Below are 16,025 nucleotides of genomic sequence, written 5' to 3'. Positions count from 1 at the left end.
GGTACCCTCTAGCCTATGGCTGCCGGAACCAGACGCCCCTCTGCCGCGTCCGCACTCCTCGGGGTCGTCGGGCTCAGCGCCATCGCCGGTCTGCTCGCCTCCGTCGCCCTCGTGCCGGGGCTCGCCGTCGCATCCGTCGCCGCCAGCAACGCGACCGACATCTTCGAGAACCTGCCGTCGTACGTCGCCCAGGCGACGACCCCGCCGCAGCAGAACCGGATCATGGCGATCTCGGGCACGAAGGACGACGGCACGCCGAAGTACACGCAGATCGCGACCGTCTACTTCCAGAACCGTATTGCGATCCCCGAGAGCGAGGTCACCGACCTCATCAAGCACGCCACCCTCGCCGCCGAGGACGTGCGCTTCTACCAGCACGGCGCGGTCGACCCGCAGGGCATCCTTCGCGCCCTCGTGGCGAACGTCGGAGGCGGCGACCTGCAGGGCGCGTCGACGCTCACGCAGCAGCTCGTCAAGAACCTCTGCATCACCGACAAGGTCACGGAGTACCCGGAGGCGAGCCAGGAGGCTGAGAAGAACAAGGCCATCCGGGAGGACTGCCAGGACCCGTCGATCGATCGCAAGCTCAAGGAGATGAAGAGCGCGATCGGGCTCGAGAAGTCACTCTCGAAGGACGAGATCCTGCTCGCCTACCTCAACATCGCGGGCTTCGGCGGCAACGTCTACGGCATCGAGAGCGCGGCCGAACGCTACTACTCGACGACCACGGACAAGCTCACGGTCGCACAGGCCGCGAGCCTCGTCGGCATCGTGCAGTCGCCGGGCGAGCGCAGCCTCGACAACCCCGCCCACTACGAGGCGAATCAGGCGCGCCGCGACCACATCATCCGCGTGATGGCCGATCAGGGCTGGATCACGACGGCCGAGCGCGACGAGGCGCTCGCGACGCCCGTCGACGACGACAGCGTGCACCTAGCCCCGGCGACCAACGGATGCATCGTCGCCAACCAGTACGCGCGCCAGTTCTGCGACTACATCACCCGCAGCGTCAAGGACTTCACGTCGCTCGGCGACTCGGTCGAGGAGCGCCAGGCGAACTGGAAGATCGGCGGCTACACGGTCTACACGACGCTCGACCTGCGCCTGAACAAGACCGCGCAGGGCATCCTGCGGCAGTGGGCACCCATCAAGGAGACCCAGTTCAAGCTGGGCGCGAGCCTCGTGTCGATCGAGCCGGGCACCGGTCGCATCCTCGCGATGGCGCAGAACAAGAAGTTCGACAATCGCGACAAGGCCGACGGCGGCGGCGGCCCGGGAACGAGCGCGATCAACTTCAACACCGACTTCGCCTACGGCGGTTCGAGCGGGTTCCAGCCCGGCTCCGGGTACAAGCTCTTCACCCTGCTCAACTGGCTCGAGCAGGGCCACGGCCTCAATGAGATCGTCGACGTGACTCGCGTGAGCACACCGCAGGCCGACTTCACCGACTCGTGCAACGGCCCGTACACCGCGGGCAGCTACTCGCCGAGGAACGACAGTAACGAGTCCGGCTACTACTCGGTGCGTGATGCGATGGCCCAGTCGATCAACGGCGGCTTCGTGCAGATGGCGCTGCAGCTCGACCTGTGCGAGACGCGTCGGATCGCCCTCGCCCTCGGCATGCACCGGGCCGCCCTGCTGCCCAAGGACCGCGCCTACACCGACATGGACGAGGCGACCGACCTGCAGGCGCTGTCGACCATTCCGGCCTCGATCCTCGGCGTCGACGAGGTGGCCCCGATGACCCTCGCCGCTGCCTACGCGACGATCGCCGCGAACGGCACGTTCTGCGAGCCGATCGCCGTCGACAAGTTCGAGCGCGCCGGCCAGGAGCTGCCCGGGCAGGCGCAGGACTGCACGGTCGCGGCGGTCGATCCCGAGGTCGCGGCGGCAGCGGCGTCCGCCATGCAGACCGGCGCGTCTCGCTACGCGGGCAATCCGCACGACGGCACGCCGCTCATCGCGAAGACCGGTACCACGAACTCGTCGAAGCAGACCTGGCTCACCATGGGCTCGACGAAGCTCATGACGACCATCTGGTACGGCAACATCTCGGGCAATTTCCCGATCCGCAGCTACTGCAGGCTCGGCTGCGGCGGCCAGCAGCGGCACCCCATGATGAAGGCCTACCTCACGGTCGCCGACAAGATGTACGGCGGCGACGCGTTCCCCGAGGCTCCCGAGCGTCTGCTCAAGGGCATCAATGTCAAGGTCGGTGACTACGTCGGCATGAGCCCGGAGGATGCCAAGGCCGCCATCGAGTCGCTCGGCATGGTCTACTCCGAGGAGGACGACACGGTCGCCTCCGCGGAGCCGGCCGGCACCATCGGCAAGCAGCTGCCGCCGGAGGGCTCGTCGCTGTCGAAGGGGCAGAAGATCCGCGTCTTCATCAGCGACGGCTCGAAGTCGACCGTGCCCGACCTGCTCAGCACGCCGACGGATGAGGGCGCCGCGGACGCCGCGATCACTGCGGCCGGGCTCGTGCCGGTCTCGGTCTGCCGGGCGACCCCGACGCAGGTGATCGATCCGGCCACCGGCCAGCCCAACGACCCGAACCTGCCCACCGAGGGCCGGGTGGTCGATGTGAGCACGGCCGCCGGCACGGTGCTCACCAAGGGCAAGACGGTGACCATCACCGTCGCGCACGCGGCCTGCTGATGGGTGCCGCAACGCGTCGCGCCCTCGGCGCGGGTCTCGGGGTCGTCGGCGGACTGGCGGGCGTCGCCGCGCTCTGGGGCACCGTCATCGAGCGCAACCTGTTCGGCGTGCGGCACGAGCGACTCGCGGTGCTGCCGCCCGGCGCCGCGAGCATGCGCGTGCTGCACCTCAGCGACATCCACCTCGCGCCGTGGCAGCGCCACAAGATCGACTGGATCCGCTCGCTCGCCGAGCTCGAGCCCGACCTCGTCGTGAACACGGGTGACAACCTCGGTCATGCGGAGGCCAACACGGCGCTCGAGCACGCGCTCGCCCCGTTCGCGGGGATGGCCGGGGTCTACGTCGACGGATCGAACGACCATTTCGGCCCGGTCGCGAAGAGCCCGTTCAGCTACTTCGGCGGCCCGTCCGTGAAGCCGAAGCCCGATCCCGACCTCGACACCGCGCGACTGCACGACTATTTCGAGTCGATCCTCGGCTGGACGAGCCTCAACAACCAGGCGGCGACGACGAGCATCGCGGGCAGCCGGGTCGAGCTCTTCGGCACGAGCGACGCCCACCGCGGCTGGGACCGGCTCGACGTGCTCCCCCGGGTCGTCGACGACATGCGCGAGCACGTCGCCGACCTCGACGACGGGGTTCCCGTGGCGCTGACCATCGGCGTCACGCACGCGCCCTACCGGCGCGTGCTCGACGCGTTCGTCACGCAGGGGGCGGATGTCGTGTTCGCCGGGCACACGCACGGCGGCCAGGTGCGCATCCCGTTCCGGCCGGCGCTCGTCACGAACTGCGACATCCCGCGCGGCCAGGCGAGCGGCCTCTCGCTGTGGCATCACGCGGGTCGGACGGCCTACCTCGAGGTGTCCGCGGGCATCGGCAACTCGATCTACGCGCCGGTGCGATTCGCGACGCCGCCGGAGGCGGTGCTCGTGGAACTCACGAGCGTGGATATCGGCTATCCTTGACGAGGTCCGCGTTCCGGCGCGGCCGCGGGGTGTGGCGCAGTTTGGTAGCGCGCTTCGTTCGGGACGAAGAGGTCGTGGGTTCAAATCCCGCTACCCCGACAGAAAAAGGCCCGGTCAGACCGATAATCTGACCGGGCCTTCGTCGTCCTCGCCGCCGGTGTGGGGCAGCACGGTTGCCGCGGCCCTCTTCAGCACTGCGCGAGCGCTCAGTCGCCGGCGCGGAGGCGGGCGGAGATCGCGGCGAGCAGGGCCGCGGCCTGCGCGGCGGCCTGCGGATCGATGTCGGCCATCGCGTCGAGCGTCGCGTCGAGCGCCCTCAGCTCTGTCTCGACCATCTCGTGTCCCAGGTCGGTGAGCTCGATGATCGTGCTCCGGCGGTCGTGCGGGTTGGGGCGCCTGGTCGCGATCCCGCGGTCGACGAGGTGCTCGACGATGACCGTCACCGCGGCGGTGGAGAGCTCCAGCAGGGCGGCGAGCGCCTTGGGCGTGTACGCCAGTCCGGTCGCCACGCGCACCGCGGCGCGCAGCTCGTTGTCGGAGACGTTGTAGGAGGAGCCGACCCGTCCGCGGAGAGCGGCGACCGCATCCGCGACGTCGATGATGGACCGCGCGAGCGTGCTCATCTCCGTGGACGTGCGCACGATGGCCACCTGTCCTCCTCCGCGTGTTCGGGCCGCCCGGGATCATCCGCCGCCCGGTCGATGCCGGTCAGCGGATCATGCGACGGCTGTCTCGCAGGAATCACACCACCAGCCACCGACCACCTTTGATACCGGACCGAAGCATCCGGTGCAGACAGGCGCGCTGGTGCGGTCGAGTTCGATCCGCACCGGATTCCACTGCTCGCGGGCGGCGGCGCGGGCCTTCTCGGCTCCGTGCCACTCGTACAGCCGATGTGCCGGCGTGCTGGTCATGCTGCCGCCCCCTTCGCATAGCGCTCACCGAGATCGATGGACTGGGCGGCGTGGAGCGCGCGCTGCGCCTCGCCGAGCGTGTCGAACTCGCCGGCCACGACCCCGCGATCGTCGATCGCTCGGTACACCGCGCCGACGCGCTCGACCATCCCGTGGTAGCACCCGTCGGCGGTCGCGACCCAGAGCCCGCGGTCGGGGCTCGCCCACGCCGAGGCGTGAAGCTCAGCCGATCGATCGTGTCCGAGGAGTGCGTCCACGCGACCCGTCCCTCCCGGCACCCCCCGAGCGGGGGTGTTCTGCTACGGGAAGTGTGACATCTCGTGAGTGGTTCGGCAAGTGTTACACCTACCGTATTTTCTGGCAATCAGGTGAAATCGGCATCCGGGCCGGACTGGTAGCTGAACCCGCCCCGGATGCGACGCCCGCTGTTGAGCACGCCGCCGCTCTCCTCGAGGTAGCACGTGCCGCACAGCGACTCATAGGTGACGTCGACGCCGTCGATCGCCACCTGATCGCCGTCGAAGATGTAGTCATCGCCGATGCGTCGCGCGTTGAACACGGCCTTGCGTCCGCAGCGGCAGATCGTCTTGAGCTCCTCGAGCGAGTGCGCCACCTCGAGCAGCCGGCGACTGCCGGGGAACGCGACCGTCTGGAAGTCGGTGCGGATGCCGTAGGCCAGCACCGGCACGTCCTCCAGGATCGCGATGCGCAGCAGGTCGTCGACCTGCACCTCGCTGAGGAACTGCGCCTCGTCGACGAGCAGGCACGCGACATCCCGGCCCGTGAGCTCGACGGTGCGGGCGCGGTTGCGGGCGAACAGCTCGAGCAGGTCGGCATCCGCTCCGATGGTGAAGTCGACCCGGCGGGTCACGCCGAGACGCGAGACGATCGACGCCTCGCCCTTCGTGTCGATGTCGGGCTTCGCGAGCAGCACCTGCTGGCCGCGCTCCTCGTAGTTGTAGGCCGCCTGCAGCAGCGCCGTGCTCTTGCCCGAGTTCATGGCGCCGTAGCGGAAGTAGAGCTTCGCCATCAGCGCAGGTAGCCGTCCTCCGCCGCACGGCGGATGAGCTCGGTCTTCTTGCTCGCGGGCCGTCCGGCCCGCGCGTACTTCTCGCGCACCCGTCGAAGATACGTCTTCGCGGTCTCGTACTGCACGTCCATGCGCGCCGCGACCTCGGACGTCGAGAAGCCGGAGACGTAGAGGCGCAATGCCTCCTGCTCGCCGGCGCTGAGCCTCGGGCGCGAGCCGCCGAGCGCTCCCGCGACCGGAGCGCGCATGTACCGCTCGGGCGAGCCGCCGACCGGCAGGCCCATCACGCCGCGGGCCACGTCCATGACCTCGCGCAGCGGCTGCGTCTTCGAGGCGAACGCCGCGGCGCCGGCCACGAGGGCACGGTCACGCGACTCCTGGCCGTCGAGGCTCGACAGCACGATCACCTTCGCCCCGGCGGCGCGACACGTGCGCACGCGCGCCTCGATCGACACCGGCTCCCGGAGCTGGAAGTCGAGGATGACGAGGTCGGTCGGGAACTGCTCGGAGTGCACGAGCTCCCGCCACGTGGTCGCGACGAGCACGACGTCGAAGTCGCTCGCGTTCGCGGCGATCCACGTGGCGAGGCTGTCGAGCAGCACCTCGTGATCGTCGAGGATGGCCAGGCGCACCGGCGGGCGCTCTCGTTCAGCGGTCATTCGAGAACCTCACGGTCAGACGCGGTCGCGCGAACGCGACCGACAGGTGGGGGAGGAGGATGCGCAGCATGGCCGCGGACGGCGCCAGCGCCCGGCGCAGCTCGGCTTCGGCGCTATCGAATCGTACGACGACGGCGACCACATGGCGCTCGTCGGCGACGCTCGACCGCACGCGGAGCGAGGCCGGGTCGCACGCCGGATGCTGCAGCAGGGCGGTGAGCGCCGCCCGCAGCGCCGAGCGCTGGTCGACCGTCAGGCGCTCGCCCGCGTGCACCGGGTCGGCGACGGCGTCCGCGGGCACCGTCGCGATGCCGAGCTCGGCGGCCACGTCCGACACGACGGATGCGAGCCACGCGCGATCCAGGTCGGCCACGACGCTCGAGCGCACCGCGGCCGCGAGCGTCCGGGCCTCCTCGGCGTCGGCATCCGTCACATACCCGGATCCGGCCATCCGCTCGAGGAACGGGATGACCCGCGCGTTGAGCCGGGTGACGGTGCGCTGCTGCACGGCGCGCGCGATCCAGGTCTCGTCCTCGTCGGTGAAGACGGCACGCCGGGCCGCTCGCCGCCAGCGCTCGATCTCGCGCACGAGGCGCGCGACGAACGGCACCGCGGCGGCGGTCGCCACGACGACGGGCATCATCTCGACGACGACGAACAGGGTCGCCGGGTGCGCGCCCGCGAACCACGGCGCCGCCACCACCCCGAGGAACCCGAGCAGGATCGCGGACAGTGCGCCGTCGACGGCGAGCTCGCGCGCCGGGCGATACGGAACGAGGGCGACGAGCACGAGCGCGATCGTGCCGCCGGCCCAGTCGTCGCGGGCGAACCGGTTGGTGCCGGCCGTGGCGCCCGCCCAGGCGATCGCGGCGAGCGCCACGAGGGCGAGGGCGAGGCTCGCCGTTCCCGAGCGGAGCGGCGCGCGCTCCGGTCGCGTGCCCACGACGAGCACCGCGACGGATGCCGCCACGAGCACGAGCGCGACGACCGCCAGGGCGATCGAGCCGATCTCGCTCGCGTGCAGCACCGTCATCGCGATCGCGTACCCGGCGGCAGTGGCCGCCGCCAGGACGGCGAGCGGGCGAGCGGCGAGCGCGTGCACCGGATCGAGCTGCTGCAGCGAGCGCTCCCGCGCGCCGTTCACGCGATCGCCCCGGGTCTCGGCACGGTCAGGAGCACCGAGGTGCCGCGGCCCGGCGTGCTGAACACCTGGGCGCGCCCGCCGACCGCTTCGATCCGCTCGACGACCGAGTGGCGCAGTCCGAGACGGTCGGGCGGCGTCGCCTCGACCGCGAAGCCCCGGCCGTCGTCGACGACCATGATCGTCACCTCGCCGGGCGACCCGTAGACGACGAGCTCGGCGGCGTCCACCCCGGCGTGCCGCACGACGTTCGCGAGGCACTGCCGCGTGGCGAGGGCGAGGGCGAGGGCCGCGGGGGCGGGCACCTCGGCGATCAGTGCCCGGTCGCCGCTGACGCTCAGCTCGAGCCCGAGGGCGCGGGCCTCCGCGACGATCCCGTCGAGCACGGCGGTGTCCGGCGGCGTCGACGGCGCCTCCTCCGCGAGCCAGTCGCCGCCCACGATGAGCGCGATGTCGTCGCGGATCGTGCCGACCAGCGCGGGGCTCAACCGCTCGCCCGGCGCGGCCGAGATCGCCGCGAGGTGCCCGAGCACGGTGTCGTGCACGAGCGCGGTCGCACGCACCTCGAGGCGTCGCCGCGCCCGGGCGAGGCGCTCGGCCCGCGCGGCGCGCACGAAGGCCGGCTGCGCGACGACGGTCGCGCGCGGCAGCGCCCGCAGCACGAGAGCGCCGGCCGCGATGACGACGAGCACGCCCGTCGTCGTGGCGTCGGGCTCCCAGGCACCGCCCGCCTGCCACGCGGCGGCGGCCGCGGAGAGCTCCGCGACGACGTACCCCGCGACGGCCCAGGCGATGACGCTCGGTGCGCCCCGCCCCGCCCCGACGAGCACGAGGGCGAGCTTCGCGAGCGTGACGCTGATCGTCGAGGTCGTCGCCGCGAGGGTGAACTCCGCGGTCGCCGCGATCGCGAACGCGTACACGCACGCGCCGCCGACCGCCAGGTAGGCGACGGCCGGCAGCAGCCCCGGCCGGCGTTCCACGAGCGCGAGCAGCGCGACGGGCGGTGCGAGGGCGAGCACCGCGGGGGCGGTCGAGAGGTGCTGCTGGCCGCTCTGCACGCTCAGCACGACGGCGGCCGAGAGCAGGATGCTCGCGAGCGCGGCCACGTGACTGCCGTGCGCATAGGCGCCGAGCACGCTCCGCGCGGCGAGGTGGCGCGGCAGTCCCAGCGGCACGGTGCACCTCCCGTCGGCGATGTCCCGTCAGTATCGCAACGGCGGCCGGCCGGCCGTACCCCGCTTTCGCGTCACGCGTACCCCGCGCTCGCGCGTCAGGCCGTGAGGTGCAGCGCCTCGGCCGTGCGCGCCATCGTCGCCGCCGCCAGCTCCGGGTCGGCGGCGAGCTGCCTGCCGTAGGTCGGCACGATCCGCTCGATCGTCTCCCGCCAGCCCGGGAAGCGGTCGGGGAAGCAGCGCGCGAGCAGCGCGAGCATGATCGGCGGGGCCGTCGAGGCGCCCGGGGAGGCGCCGAGCAGTCCCGCGATGCTGCCGTCGGCGGAGGCGACCACCTCGGTGCCGAACTGCAGCACGCCGCCCTTCGCGGCATCCTTCTTGATCACCTGCACGCGCTGGCCGGCGACGATGCGGTACCAGTCCTTCGGGTCGGCACCCGGGAAGAACTCGCGCAGCGCCTCGAACTTCGCCCGCTTGGAGGCGGCGAGCTGGCCGACCAGGTAGCCGACGAGCGGCAGGTTGGACAGGCCGGCCGCGATCATCGGGATGAGATTGCCCGGCCGGATCGACGCGAACAGGTCCGCGTAGCTGCCGGTCTTCAGGAACTTCGGGCTGAAGCCCGCGTACGGACCGAACATGAGGCTCGCGCGGCCGTCGACGATGCGGGTGTCCAGGTGCGGCACCGACATCGGCGGCGCGCCGACCGCCGCCTTGCCGTAGACCTTCGCGCTGTGCCGCCTCACGACCTCGGGGTCGTCGGTGCGCAGGAACTCGCCGCTCACCGGGAACCCGCCGAAGCCCCTCGCCTCGGGGATGCGCGCCTTCTGCAGCAGGCCCAGCGCGTATCCGCCCGCGCCGACGAACACGAACCGCGCCCGCACCGTGTGCGGCGTCATGCCGATGAGGCGCTTGTAGTCGACCCGCCACAGGCCGTCCTTCTCCCGGTGCAGGCCCGTCACCCTCGTGTCGGTGTCGAGCTCGGCACCCCCCGCCACGAGCCCGTCGAGCAGCGCGCGGGTCAGCGCGCCGAAGTCGACGTCGGTGCCGGCGAGGCTGCGGGTCGCCGCGATCGGCTGCGACCTGGCGCGACCCGGGATGAGCGCCGGTGCCCACTCGCGCAGCTCACGGGCGTCCTCGGTGTACTCGATGCCCGCGAACAGCGGGTGGTCCCGCATGAGCTCGAACCGCTTGCGCAGGTAGGCGACGTTCTTCGCGCCCCAGACGAACGAGATGTGCGGCGTCGAGTTGATGAACGACTCGGGCTCGGGCAGCAGCTGCTCGCCGACGAGGAAGCTCCAGAACTGCCTCGACACCTGGAACTGCTCGTTGACCTTGATCGCCGAGGAGATGTCGACCGACCCGTCGGCCCTCTCGGGTGCGTAGTTGAGCTCGCACAGCGCCGCGTGGCCGGTGCCCGCGTTGTTCCACGGGTTCGAGCTCTCGAGGGCGGGCTCGCTCAGCCGTTCGAACACCCGGATGGTCCAGTCCGGCTCCACCTGCCGGATCAGCGTGCCGAGCGTCGCGCTCATGATGCCGCCGCCGATGAGGACCACGTCGATGGGTTCAGCCACGATTCTCGAGTTTATCCCCGTCGAACCGTGCGCTCCCAGGCGGACGGGCCGCGGCATCCGTCACAGGCCCAGCGCCGCGAGCGCGGCGTCCATGCGGCGGGCCAGCTCGGCGTATCCCGCGTCGTTCGGATGCAGGCCGTCACTCGCCATCCACTCCGGGCGGCCCTCGATCCAGCGGCTCGCGCCCGGCACCCAGTCGGCGCCGACCGCGGCCGCCGCCGCCCGCACCCAGCCGATGATCACCGGCACCGACTCGGGGCGCTCATCCGTGTACCAGAACGGCTCGACGACGATGAGGCGCGCGTCGGGCAGGGCGGAACGGATGCGGCGGAGGTCGCGTCCGATCTGCTCGCGGATCGCGGCGGGCGTCAGCGGGTAGGCGAAGTTGTCGTTGAGCCCCATCGTCACGACGACGATGTCGGGACGGGCGTCGATCGTCTGCTGCACGGTGTCGCGATCGCCGAACTCGACGCGATTGCGCACGAAGCCGAGCCCGTTGACGCTCACGTTGTGCTCCCGCCAGCCGCGGGCCGCGCAGACGATCGTCGACCAGCGCAGCGACGGATCGCTCGCCCCGATGCCCTCGGTGTAGGAGTCGCCGTAGAAGGCGACGGTGGCGGTGCCCGGCGTCATCCCGGTCAGGTCCCGTTCGCGTCGAGCGCGCCCTCGAGACGCAGCGCGATCTGCGCGTAGCCCGCGTCGTTCGGATGCAGCCCGTCCGAGTAGAACCAGTCCGGATGGTCGTCGAGCCAGTGACTCGCCCCCGCGACGAACAGCCCGTGCGCCCGCACGGTCGCGGCCCGCACCAGGTCGATCACGGTCTGCAGTCCCGGCGGGCGCTCGGCCTTGAACCACATCGGCTCGACGACGACGAGCCGCGCGCCGCTCGCGCGCTGGTAGGCGCCGAGCCGGTCGATGTCGGACGCGATGCGCTCGGCCACTCGCGGGTCGTCCCCGTATCCGCCGAGCACGTCGTTGAGCCCGAGCATCACGACGACCGCGTCCGGCTTCTCGGCGATGATCGCGTCGACGCGATCGCCCGCCCCGAAGCTCGGCCGGTTCAGCAGGAAGCCCAGGCCGCCCTGAGCGTCGTTCAGCTCGATCCAGCCGCGATCGGCGCACAGCAGCGTCGACCAGCGCAGCGACGGATCGGTCGCTCCGAACCCGACGGTGTACGAGTCCCCGTAGAACGCGACCCGGCTGCCGCGCGGGATCGCCGTCGATGCGGGCGTCGGCGTGCCGCTCGGGGCACCGGATGCGGGCGGTGCGCTCGTCTCCGGCGCCGCGGTCGTCGGCGCGGCGGCGCAGCCCGCGAGGGCGAGGGCGGCGAGCACGGAGACCGGCCACAGCGCACGCGCGAGCCGGCGCGACGGACGCGGGTGCGGCATCCGCTCCCCCGCCCTGATCGCGACCGCCGTGACGACCGGGACTAGACCGCGACCGTCGACGCCGTCAGCCGCGCCGCCAGCAGTTCCGCGATCTGCACCGCGTTGAGCGCGGCGCCCTTGCGCAGGTTGTCGTTGGAGATGAAGAGCGCGAGCCCGCGATCGCCGGGCACCCCCTCGTCCTGACGGATGCGTCCGACGTACGACGGATCGGTGCCGGCGGCCTCGAGGGGCGTCGGCACGTCGGTCAGCACGACGCCGGGCGCGGCGGCGAGCAGCTCCTTGGCGCGCGCGACGCTCAGCGCGTCGCGGAACTCGGCGTTGATCGCGAGCGAGTGGCCCGTGAACACCGGCACGCGCACGCAGATGCCGCTCACGCGCAGCTCCGGCAGCTCGAGGATCTTGCGGCTCTCGTTGCGGAGCTTCTTCTCCTCGTCGGTCTCGAACAGGCCGTCGTCGACGAAGCTGCCGGCCTGCGGCACGACGTCGAACGCGATCGTCTTCGGGAACGCGGATGCGGCGGGGAACTCGACCGACGAGCCGTCGTGCACGAGGCCGATGGCATCCTGCTCGACCGCGGCCCGCGCCTGCTCGAGCAGCTCGACGCCGCCCTTCAGGCCCGCGCCGGAGACCGCCTGGTACGTGCTCACGATGAGGCGTTCGAGGCCCGCCTCGGTGTCGAGCACCTTGAGCACCGGCATGGCGGCCATCGTCGTGCAGTTCGGGTTCGCGATGATGCCCTTGCGCACGTCGGCGAGCGCGTGCGGGTTCACCTCGCTCACGATGAGAGGCACGTCGGGGTCCATGCGCCAGGCGGACGAGTTGTCGATGACGGTGACTCCCGCGTCGGCGAACCGCGGTGCGAGCGAGCGCGAGGCGGTGGCACCGGCCGAGAAGATGGCGACGTCGAGACCGGTCGGGTCGGCCAGCGCGGAGTCCTCGACGACGATCTGCTCGCCGCGGAACGCCAGCGTCGTGCCCGCGCTGCGCGCCGACGCGAAGAAGCGGATCTCGGAGATCGGGAAGTCGCGCTCCTCGAGGAGGCGGCGCACGACGACGCCGACCTGACCGGTGGCGCCGACGACGCCGATGCGGATTCCGTTGCTCATGTCTGTTCCTTGGCTCGCGAGGGGGATCAACCGATCTTAGAGGCGACGCGGTCGTGCGCGCCCGGACCGAATCATCCGTTTCGCGACGTCTCACGACGCGCGCGGCGCCGGCGGGTCAGCGGCCGGTGCCGCCGTGCACCTGCGCGGCCTCGGCGGCGTCGAGGCCGAACGCCGTGTGCACGACGCGGGTCGCGTCGGCGAGGGTGTCCGCGCGCGTGACGACCGAGATGCGGATCTCGCTCGTCGAGATCATCTCGATGTTGATGCCCGCGTCGGAGAGCGCCGTGAACAGCTTCGCCGAGACGCCGGCGTTCGTGCGCATGCCCGCGCCGACGACGGCGAGCTTGCCGATCTGGTCGTCGTAGAGCAGGTTGGCGAAGCCGGCGGCATCCTTCTCGGCGTTCAGCGCGGTGAGCACGCGCTGGCCCTCGGCCTTCGGCAGCGTGAAGGAGATGTCGGTGAGGCCCGTCGCTGCGGCCGACACGTTCTGCACGATCATGTCGATGTTGGCGCCGGCCTTCGCGACGATCGTGAAGATCTCGGCGGCCTTGCCCGGGATGTCGGGAACGCCCACGACCGTGATCTTCGCCTCGGTCAGGTCGCCGGCGACGCCCGTGATGATCGGCTCTTCCACTGACTCCCCCTCCGCAGGGTTGTAGACGAGGGTGCCCTCGTTGTTGTTGAACGACGAGCGCACGTGCAGGGTGACGCCATGACGGCGCGCGAACTCGACGGCGCGGATGTACAGCACCTTCGCGCCGGCCGCCGCGAGTTCGAGCATCTCCTCGCTCGAGATGCGGTCGATCTTGTGGGCGAGCGGCACGACGCGCGGGTCGGCGGTGTAGACGCCGTCGACATCCGTGTAGATCTCGCAGACCTCCGCGTCGAGTGCCGCGGCGAGGGCGACGGCGGTGGTGTCCGATCCGCCGCGGCCGAGCGTCGTGATGTCCATCGAGTCGCGGTTGAAGCCCTGGAAGCCAGCGACGATCGCGATCGCGCCCTCGTCGAGGGCCTCGCGCACCCGCACCGGGGTCACGTCGACGATCCGCGCCGCGCCGTGCTGCGCATCCGTGATCATGCCGGCCTGGCTGCCGGTGTAGCTGCGCGCCTCATAGCCGAGGGTCTTGATCGCCATCGCGAGCAGCGCCATCGAGATGCGCTCGCCCGTCGTCAGCAGCATGTCCATCTCGCGCGCGTCGGGGATCGGAGTGACCTCGTGCGCCAGGTCGATGAGCTCGTCGGTCGTGTCGCCCATCGCGCTCACCGCGACGACGACGTCATTGCCGGCCTTCTTGGTCTCGACGATGCGCTTCGCGACGCGCTTGATGCTCTCGGCGTCGGCGACGGACGACCCGCCGAACTTCTGCACGATGAGGCTCACGGGTGGCTCCTGGGGACTGCGGATGCGGCGCGACGCGCCCCCGAAATGCTACCGGGCGGAGCGCGGCCGGGTGCGCTCGCGACGTTCGATGAGATCGGGGACGACTCCTGGGGCGGCGCGGGGCCGGGCGGCGCGGGTCGGGGAGCAGCTAGGCGTCGACGACGCGGCGGCCCTCGAAGGCTCGGCCCAGGGTGACCTCGTCGGCGTACTCGAGGTCGCCGCCGACCGGAAGCCCCGAGGCCAGGCGCGTCACCCGCAGGCCGGGCTGAACGAGCAGCCGGCTGAGGTACGTCGCGGTCGCCTCGCCCTCGAGGTTCGGGTCCGTGGCGATGATCACCTCGGTGACCGTGCCGTCCGCGAGGCGCGTCAGCAGCTGACGGATGCGGAGGTCGTCCGGCCCGATGCCGTCGATCGGCGAGATGGCGCCGCCGAGCACGTGGTACAGCCCCCGGAACTCGCGGGTGCGCTCGATCGCCGCGACATCCTTCGCCTCCTCGACCACGCAGACGAGCGCCGGATTGCGGCGCGGGTCGCGGCAGATCGAGCACTGAGCCTGCTCGCTGACGTTTCCGCAGATCTCGCAGAACCGCACCTTCTCCCGCAGGCCGCTGAGCAGCTCGGAGAGCCGCTGGACGTCGAAGCTCTCGGTCTGCAGGATGTGGAACGCGATGCGCTGCGCCGACTTCGGCCCGATGCCGGGCAGGCGTCCGAACTCGTCGATGAGGTCCTGCACGATGCCCTCGTAGGCCACTCAGCTCACCCCGCTCATTCGGGCCTCGGGACGACCCGCGGCGTGTACTTCTGCTCCTCGATGAACTGCGCCTGCAGGATCTCGCGCACGACCGCCTCACCGTAGCGCGGCCCGCTCCCCGGCGCCGCGGTGGTCGGGGCGCGGCGGGCCGGGGCGGCCGGACCGGAGCCGGCCGTGGGAGCCGGCGCCGACGGCGCGGCGGCCGGGTCGGGCTCCGCGTCGTCCGCGCCGTCCTCGTCCGCGGCATCCGGTGCCGCGGCGGCCGCGGCGTCTCGGGCCGGCCGGGGCGCCGCCGCGACCTGCGATCCGCGCACGATGCCGGGGATCGCGGTCGCGTCGATCTCCTCGCGCGGCGGGGCCCCGTCCGCCCAGCCGAGGTCGCTCATCGGAACCGCCCAGCCCGGCTCACCCGGGTCCTCGGGCGGCGGCGGAGCGTCGTCGATCGGCGGCTCGTCGGCCGCGGTCGGGATCGCGGCGACCGCCCAGGTCGTGACGGGCCCGGCGCCCGGCACCGGCCCGGACGGGGCCGGACGAGCGGATGCGGCTCCCGCCGGCGGCCGCGCGGCGCTCGCCGGCCGCGCGGCGCTCGCCGGGTGCGCAGCGCTCGCCGGGTGCACAGTCGTCGCCGGGCGCACGGAATCCTCGGGGCGCGCGGAACCCGCCGGTCGCGGGTCGGCGCCCGGACGCGACTCGGCGCCGCCACCGGCGCTCGGACGCGGGGCCGGGTCGTTCCGCGGGCCCTCGGCATCCGCCCGCGGGCTCTCGGCGCGCGCGACGTAGCGCACCCGCACCCCGAGCACGGTGACGATCGCCTCGCGGAGCGCCTCGCTCACGCTCACGCCGTCGCCGTCCGAGGCGGAGCGCTTGAACTGCGCCACGTCGTTCTCGCTCGGGAAGCCGAGCGTGAGGATGTCGCCGTCGCGCAGGTCGATGACGCGCGCGGTGACCGCGACGACCCAGGCCCGGCGGTCCTCCTCCTCGAGCGCCTCGAGCACCTCGGGCCAGGCGTCGCGCACGTGCTGCAGCGTGAGCTCGCCGACGGGCCGCACGGTGGGCTCCGGCGTCGGCTCGGGCGTCGTCGTGCTGCTCGCGGAGGTGAGCGCCGCCGGCTCGGCGTCGTCGTGCGGCCGCGACGGCGCGTCGACGGGCCCCGCGGGCGCGTTCACCGACCCGGCGACGGGACGGGCGGATGCCGCGGCCGGCCCGGCGCCCGGGCTAGCGGATGCCGCGGCCGGCTCCGCGGGACGCGCGAGCGCCGCGGCGGCGGCCCTGACCGCGGCGGCCGGGTC

General features: G+C 72.1%; 15 protein-coding genes, 1 tRNA gene and 1 pseudogene. 3 read left to right on the top strand and 14 right to left on the bottom strand.

Translation table 11 applies throughout. The features are described from left to right. Positions 1 to 15: 15 nt before the first annotated feature. The 3 genes from QT381_RS11295 to QT381_RS11285 all read left to right on the top strand — a co-directional run bounded on the left by QT381_RS11295 (position 16) and on the right by QT381_RS11285 (position 3,722). Complete coding sequence (locus QT381_RS11295) at positions 16 to 2,658, top strand: transglycosylase domain-containing protein (RefSeq protein WP_289249045.1); 2,643 nt, start codon at positions 16 to 18, stop codon at positions 2,656 to 2,658. Continuing rightward, on the top strand, positions 2,658 to 3,623 hold the full coding sequence (locus QT381_RS11290; RefSeq protein ID WP_289249044.1) for a metallophosphoesterase: 966 nt from the start codon (positions 2,658 to 2,660) through the stop codon (positions 3,621 to 3,623). The genes QT381_RS11295 and QT381_RS11290 overlap by 1 nt, the downstream gene beginning before the upstream one ends. Before the next feature lie 25 nt (positions 3,624 to 3,648). Then, a tRNA-Pro gene (locus tag QT381_RS11285) sits at positions 3,649 to 3,722 on the top strand. Between the two features lie 107 nt (positions 3,723 to 3,829). Here the strand turns inward: QT381_RS11285 and QT381_RS11280 are convergent. The 14 genes and pseudogenes from QT381_RS11280 to QT381_RS11215 form a co-directional block, all read right to left on the bottom strand. Beyond that, positions 3,830 to 4,273, bottom strand: a complete 444-nt coding sequence (locus QT381_RS11280) for a MarR family transcriptional regulator (RefSeq protein ID WP_289249043.1) — start codon at positions 4,271 to 4,273, stop codon at positions 3,830 to 3,832. A gap of 66 nt (positions 4,274 to 4,339) precedes the next feature. Continuing rightward, complete coding sequence (locus tag QT381_RS11275) at positions 4,340 to 4,537, bottom strand: hypothetical protein (protein WP_289249042.1); 198 nt, start codon at positions 4,535 to 4,537, stop codon at positions 4,340 to 4,342. After that, entirely contained in the window at positions 4,534 to 4,794 is a 261-nt protein-coding gene (locus QT381_RS11270; RefSeq protein WP_289249041.1) for a hypothetical protein, read from the bottom strand. The genes QT381_RS11275 and QT381_RS11270 overlap by 4 nt, the downstream gene beginning before the upstream one ends. Before the next feature lie 107 nt (positions 4,795 to 4,901). Continuing rightward, positions 4,902 to 5,567 (bottom strand): thymidine kinase, encoded by a 666-nt coding sequence (locus QT381_RS11265; RefSeq protein ID WP_289249040.1) that lies wholly within the window; start codon positions 5,565 to 5,567, stop codon positions 4,902 to 4,904. After that, positions 5,567 to 6,226, bottom strand: coding sequence for a response regulator transcription factor (locus QT381_RS11260; RefSeq protein ID WP_289249039.1), 660 nt, complete (start codon positions 6,224 to 6,226; stop codon positions 5,567 to 5,569). Before QT381_RS11260 ends, QT381_RS11265 begins: the two co-directional genes overlap by 1 nt. Next, positions 6,216 to 7,370 (bottom strand): hypothetical protein, encoded by a 1,155-nt coding sequence (locus QT381_RS11255; RefSeq protein WP_289249038.1) that lies wholly within the window; start codon positions 7,368 to 7,370, stop codon positions 6,216 to 6,218. Before QT381_RS11255 ends, QT381_RS11260 begins: the two co-directional genes overlap by 11 nt. Beyond that, on the bottom strand, positions 7,367 to 8,542 hold the full coding sequence (locus tag QT381_RS11250) for a sensor histidine kinase (protein WP_289249037.1): 1,176 nt from the start codon (positions 8,540 to 8,542) through the stop codon (positions 7,367 to 7,369). Before QT381_RS11250 ends, QT381_RS11255 begins: the two co-directional genes overlap by 4 nt. 95 nt (positions 8,543 to 8,637) lie before the next feature. Beyond that, the gene (locus QT381_RS11245) at positions 8,638 to 10,167 is read right to left on the bottom strand and encodes a malate:quinone oxidoreductase (protein ID WP_289249036.1); all 1,530 of its coding nucleotides are present in this window, start codon (positions 10,165 to 10,167) and stop codon (positions 8,638 to 8,640) included. 3 nt (positions 10,168 to 10,170) lie between these two features. Continuing rightward, positions 10,171 to 10,743: an SGNH/GDSL hydrolase family protein gene (locus tag QT381_RS11240; protein WP_289249035.1), complete on the bottom strand. Its 573-nt coding sequence runs from the start codon at positions 10,741 to 10,743 to the stop codon at positions 10,171 to 10,173. A 5-nt stretch (positions 10,744 to 10,748) separates the two neighbouring features. Beyond that, complete coding sequence (locus QT381_RS11235) at positions 10,749 to 11,498, bottom strand: SGNH/GDSL hydrolase family protein (protein ID WP_289249034.1); 750 nt, start codon at positions 11,496 to 11,498, stop codon at positions 10,749 to 10,751. Between the two features lie 41 nt (positions 11,499 to 11,539). After that, the gene (locus QT381_RS11230; RefSeq protein ID WP_289249033.1) at positions 11,540 to 12,604 is read right to left on the bottom strand and encodes an aspartate-semialdehyde dehydrogenase; all 1,065 of its coding nucleotides are present in this window, start codon (positions 12,602 to 12,604) and stop codon (positions 11,540 to 11,542) included. A gap of 115 nt (positions 12,605 to 12,719) precedes the next feature. Beyond that, on the bottom strand, positions 12,720 to 13,985 hold the full coding sequence (locus tag QT381_RS11225) for an aspartate kinase (protein WP_289249032.1): 1,266 nt from the start codon (positions 13,983 to 13,985) through the stop codon (positions 12,720 to 12,722). Positions 13,986 to 14,133: 148 nt separating this feature from the next. Next, entirely contained in the window at positions 14,134 to 14,736 is a 603-nt protein-coding gene (recR, locus tag QT381_RS11220; protein ID WP_289249031.1) for a recombination mediator RecR, read from the bottom strand. Positions 14,737 to 14,750: 14 nt separating this feature from the next. Further along, positions 14,751 to 16,025, bottom strand: a pseudogene (locus tag QT381_RS11215) (hypothetical protein); the annotation flags it as partial.

The sequence above is a fragment of the Galbitalea sp. SE-J8 genome, assembly GCF_030345695.1.
Lineage (GTDB): Bacteria > Actinomycetota > Actinomycetes > Actinomycetales > Microbacteriaceae > JAUASV01.
The sequence above is the reverse complement of the archived record's forward strand: the minus strand, read 5'-3'. Positions and strand labels throughout refer to the sequence as shown.

Coding starts and splice junctions, on each gene's coding strand:
- QT381_RS11295 (WP_289249045.1), top strand. CDS start 16: ATGGCTGCCGGAACCAGACGCCCCTCTGCCGCGTCCGCACTCCTCGGG.
- QT381_RS11290 (WP_289249044.1), top strand. CDS start 2,658: ATGGGTGCCGCAACGCGTCGCGCCCTCGGCGCGGGTCTCGGGGTCGTC.
- QT381_RS11275 (WP_289249042.1), bottom strand. CDS start 4,537: ATGACCAGCACGCCGGCACATCGGCTGTACGAGTGGCACGGAGCCGAG.
- QT381_RS11265 (WP_289249040.1), bottom strand. CDS start 5,567: ATGGCGAAGCTCTACTTCCGCTACGGCGCCATGAACTCGGGCAAGAGC.
- QT381_RS11260 (WP_289249039.1), bottom strand. CDS start 6,226: ATGACCGCTGAACGAGAGCGCCCGCCGGTGCGCCTGGCCATCCTCGAC.
- QT381_RS11245 (WP_289249036.1), bottom strand. CDS start 10,167: ATGCCGCGGCCCGTCCGCCTGGGAGCGCACGGTTCGACGGGGATAAAC.
- QT381_RS11240 (WP_289249035.1), bottom strand. CDS start 10,743: ATGACGCCGGGCACCGCCACCGTCGCCTTCTACGGCGACTCCTACACC.
- QT381_RS11235 (WP_289249034.1), bottom strand. CDS start 11,498: ATGCCGCACCCGCGTCCGTCGCGCCGGCTCGCGCGTGCGCTGTGGCCG.
- QT381_RS11230 (WP_289249033.1), bottom strand. CDS start 12,604: ATGAGCAACGGAATCCGCATCGGCGTCGTCGGCGCCACCGGTCAGGTC.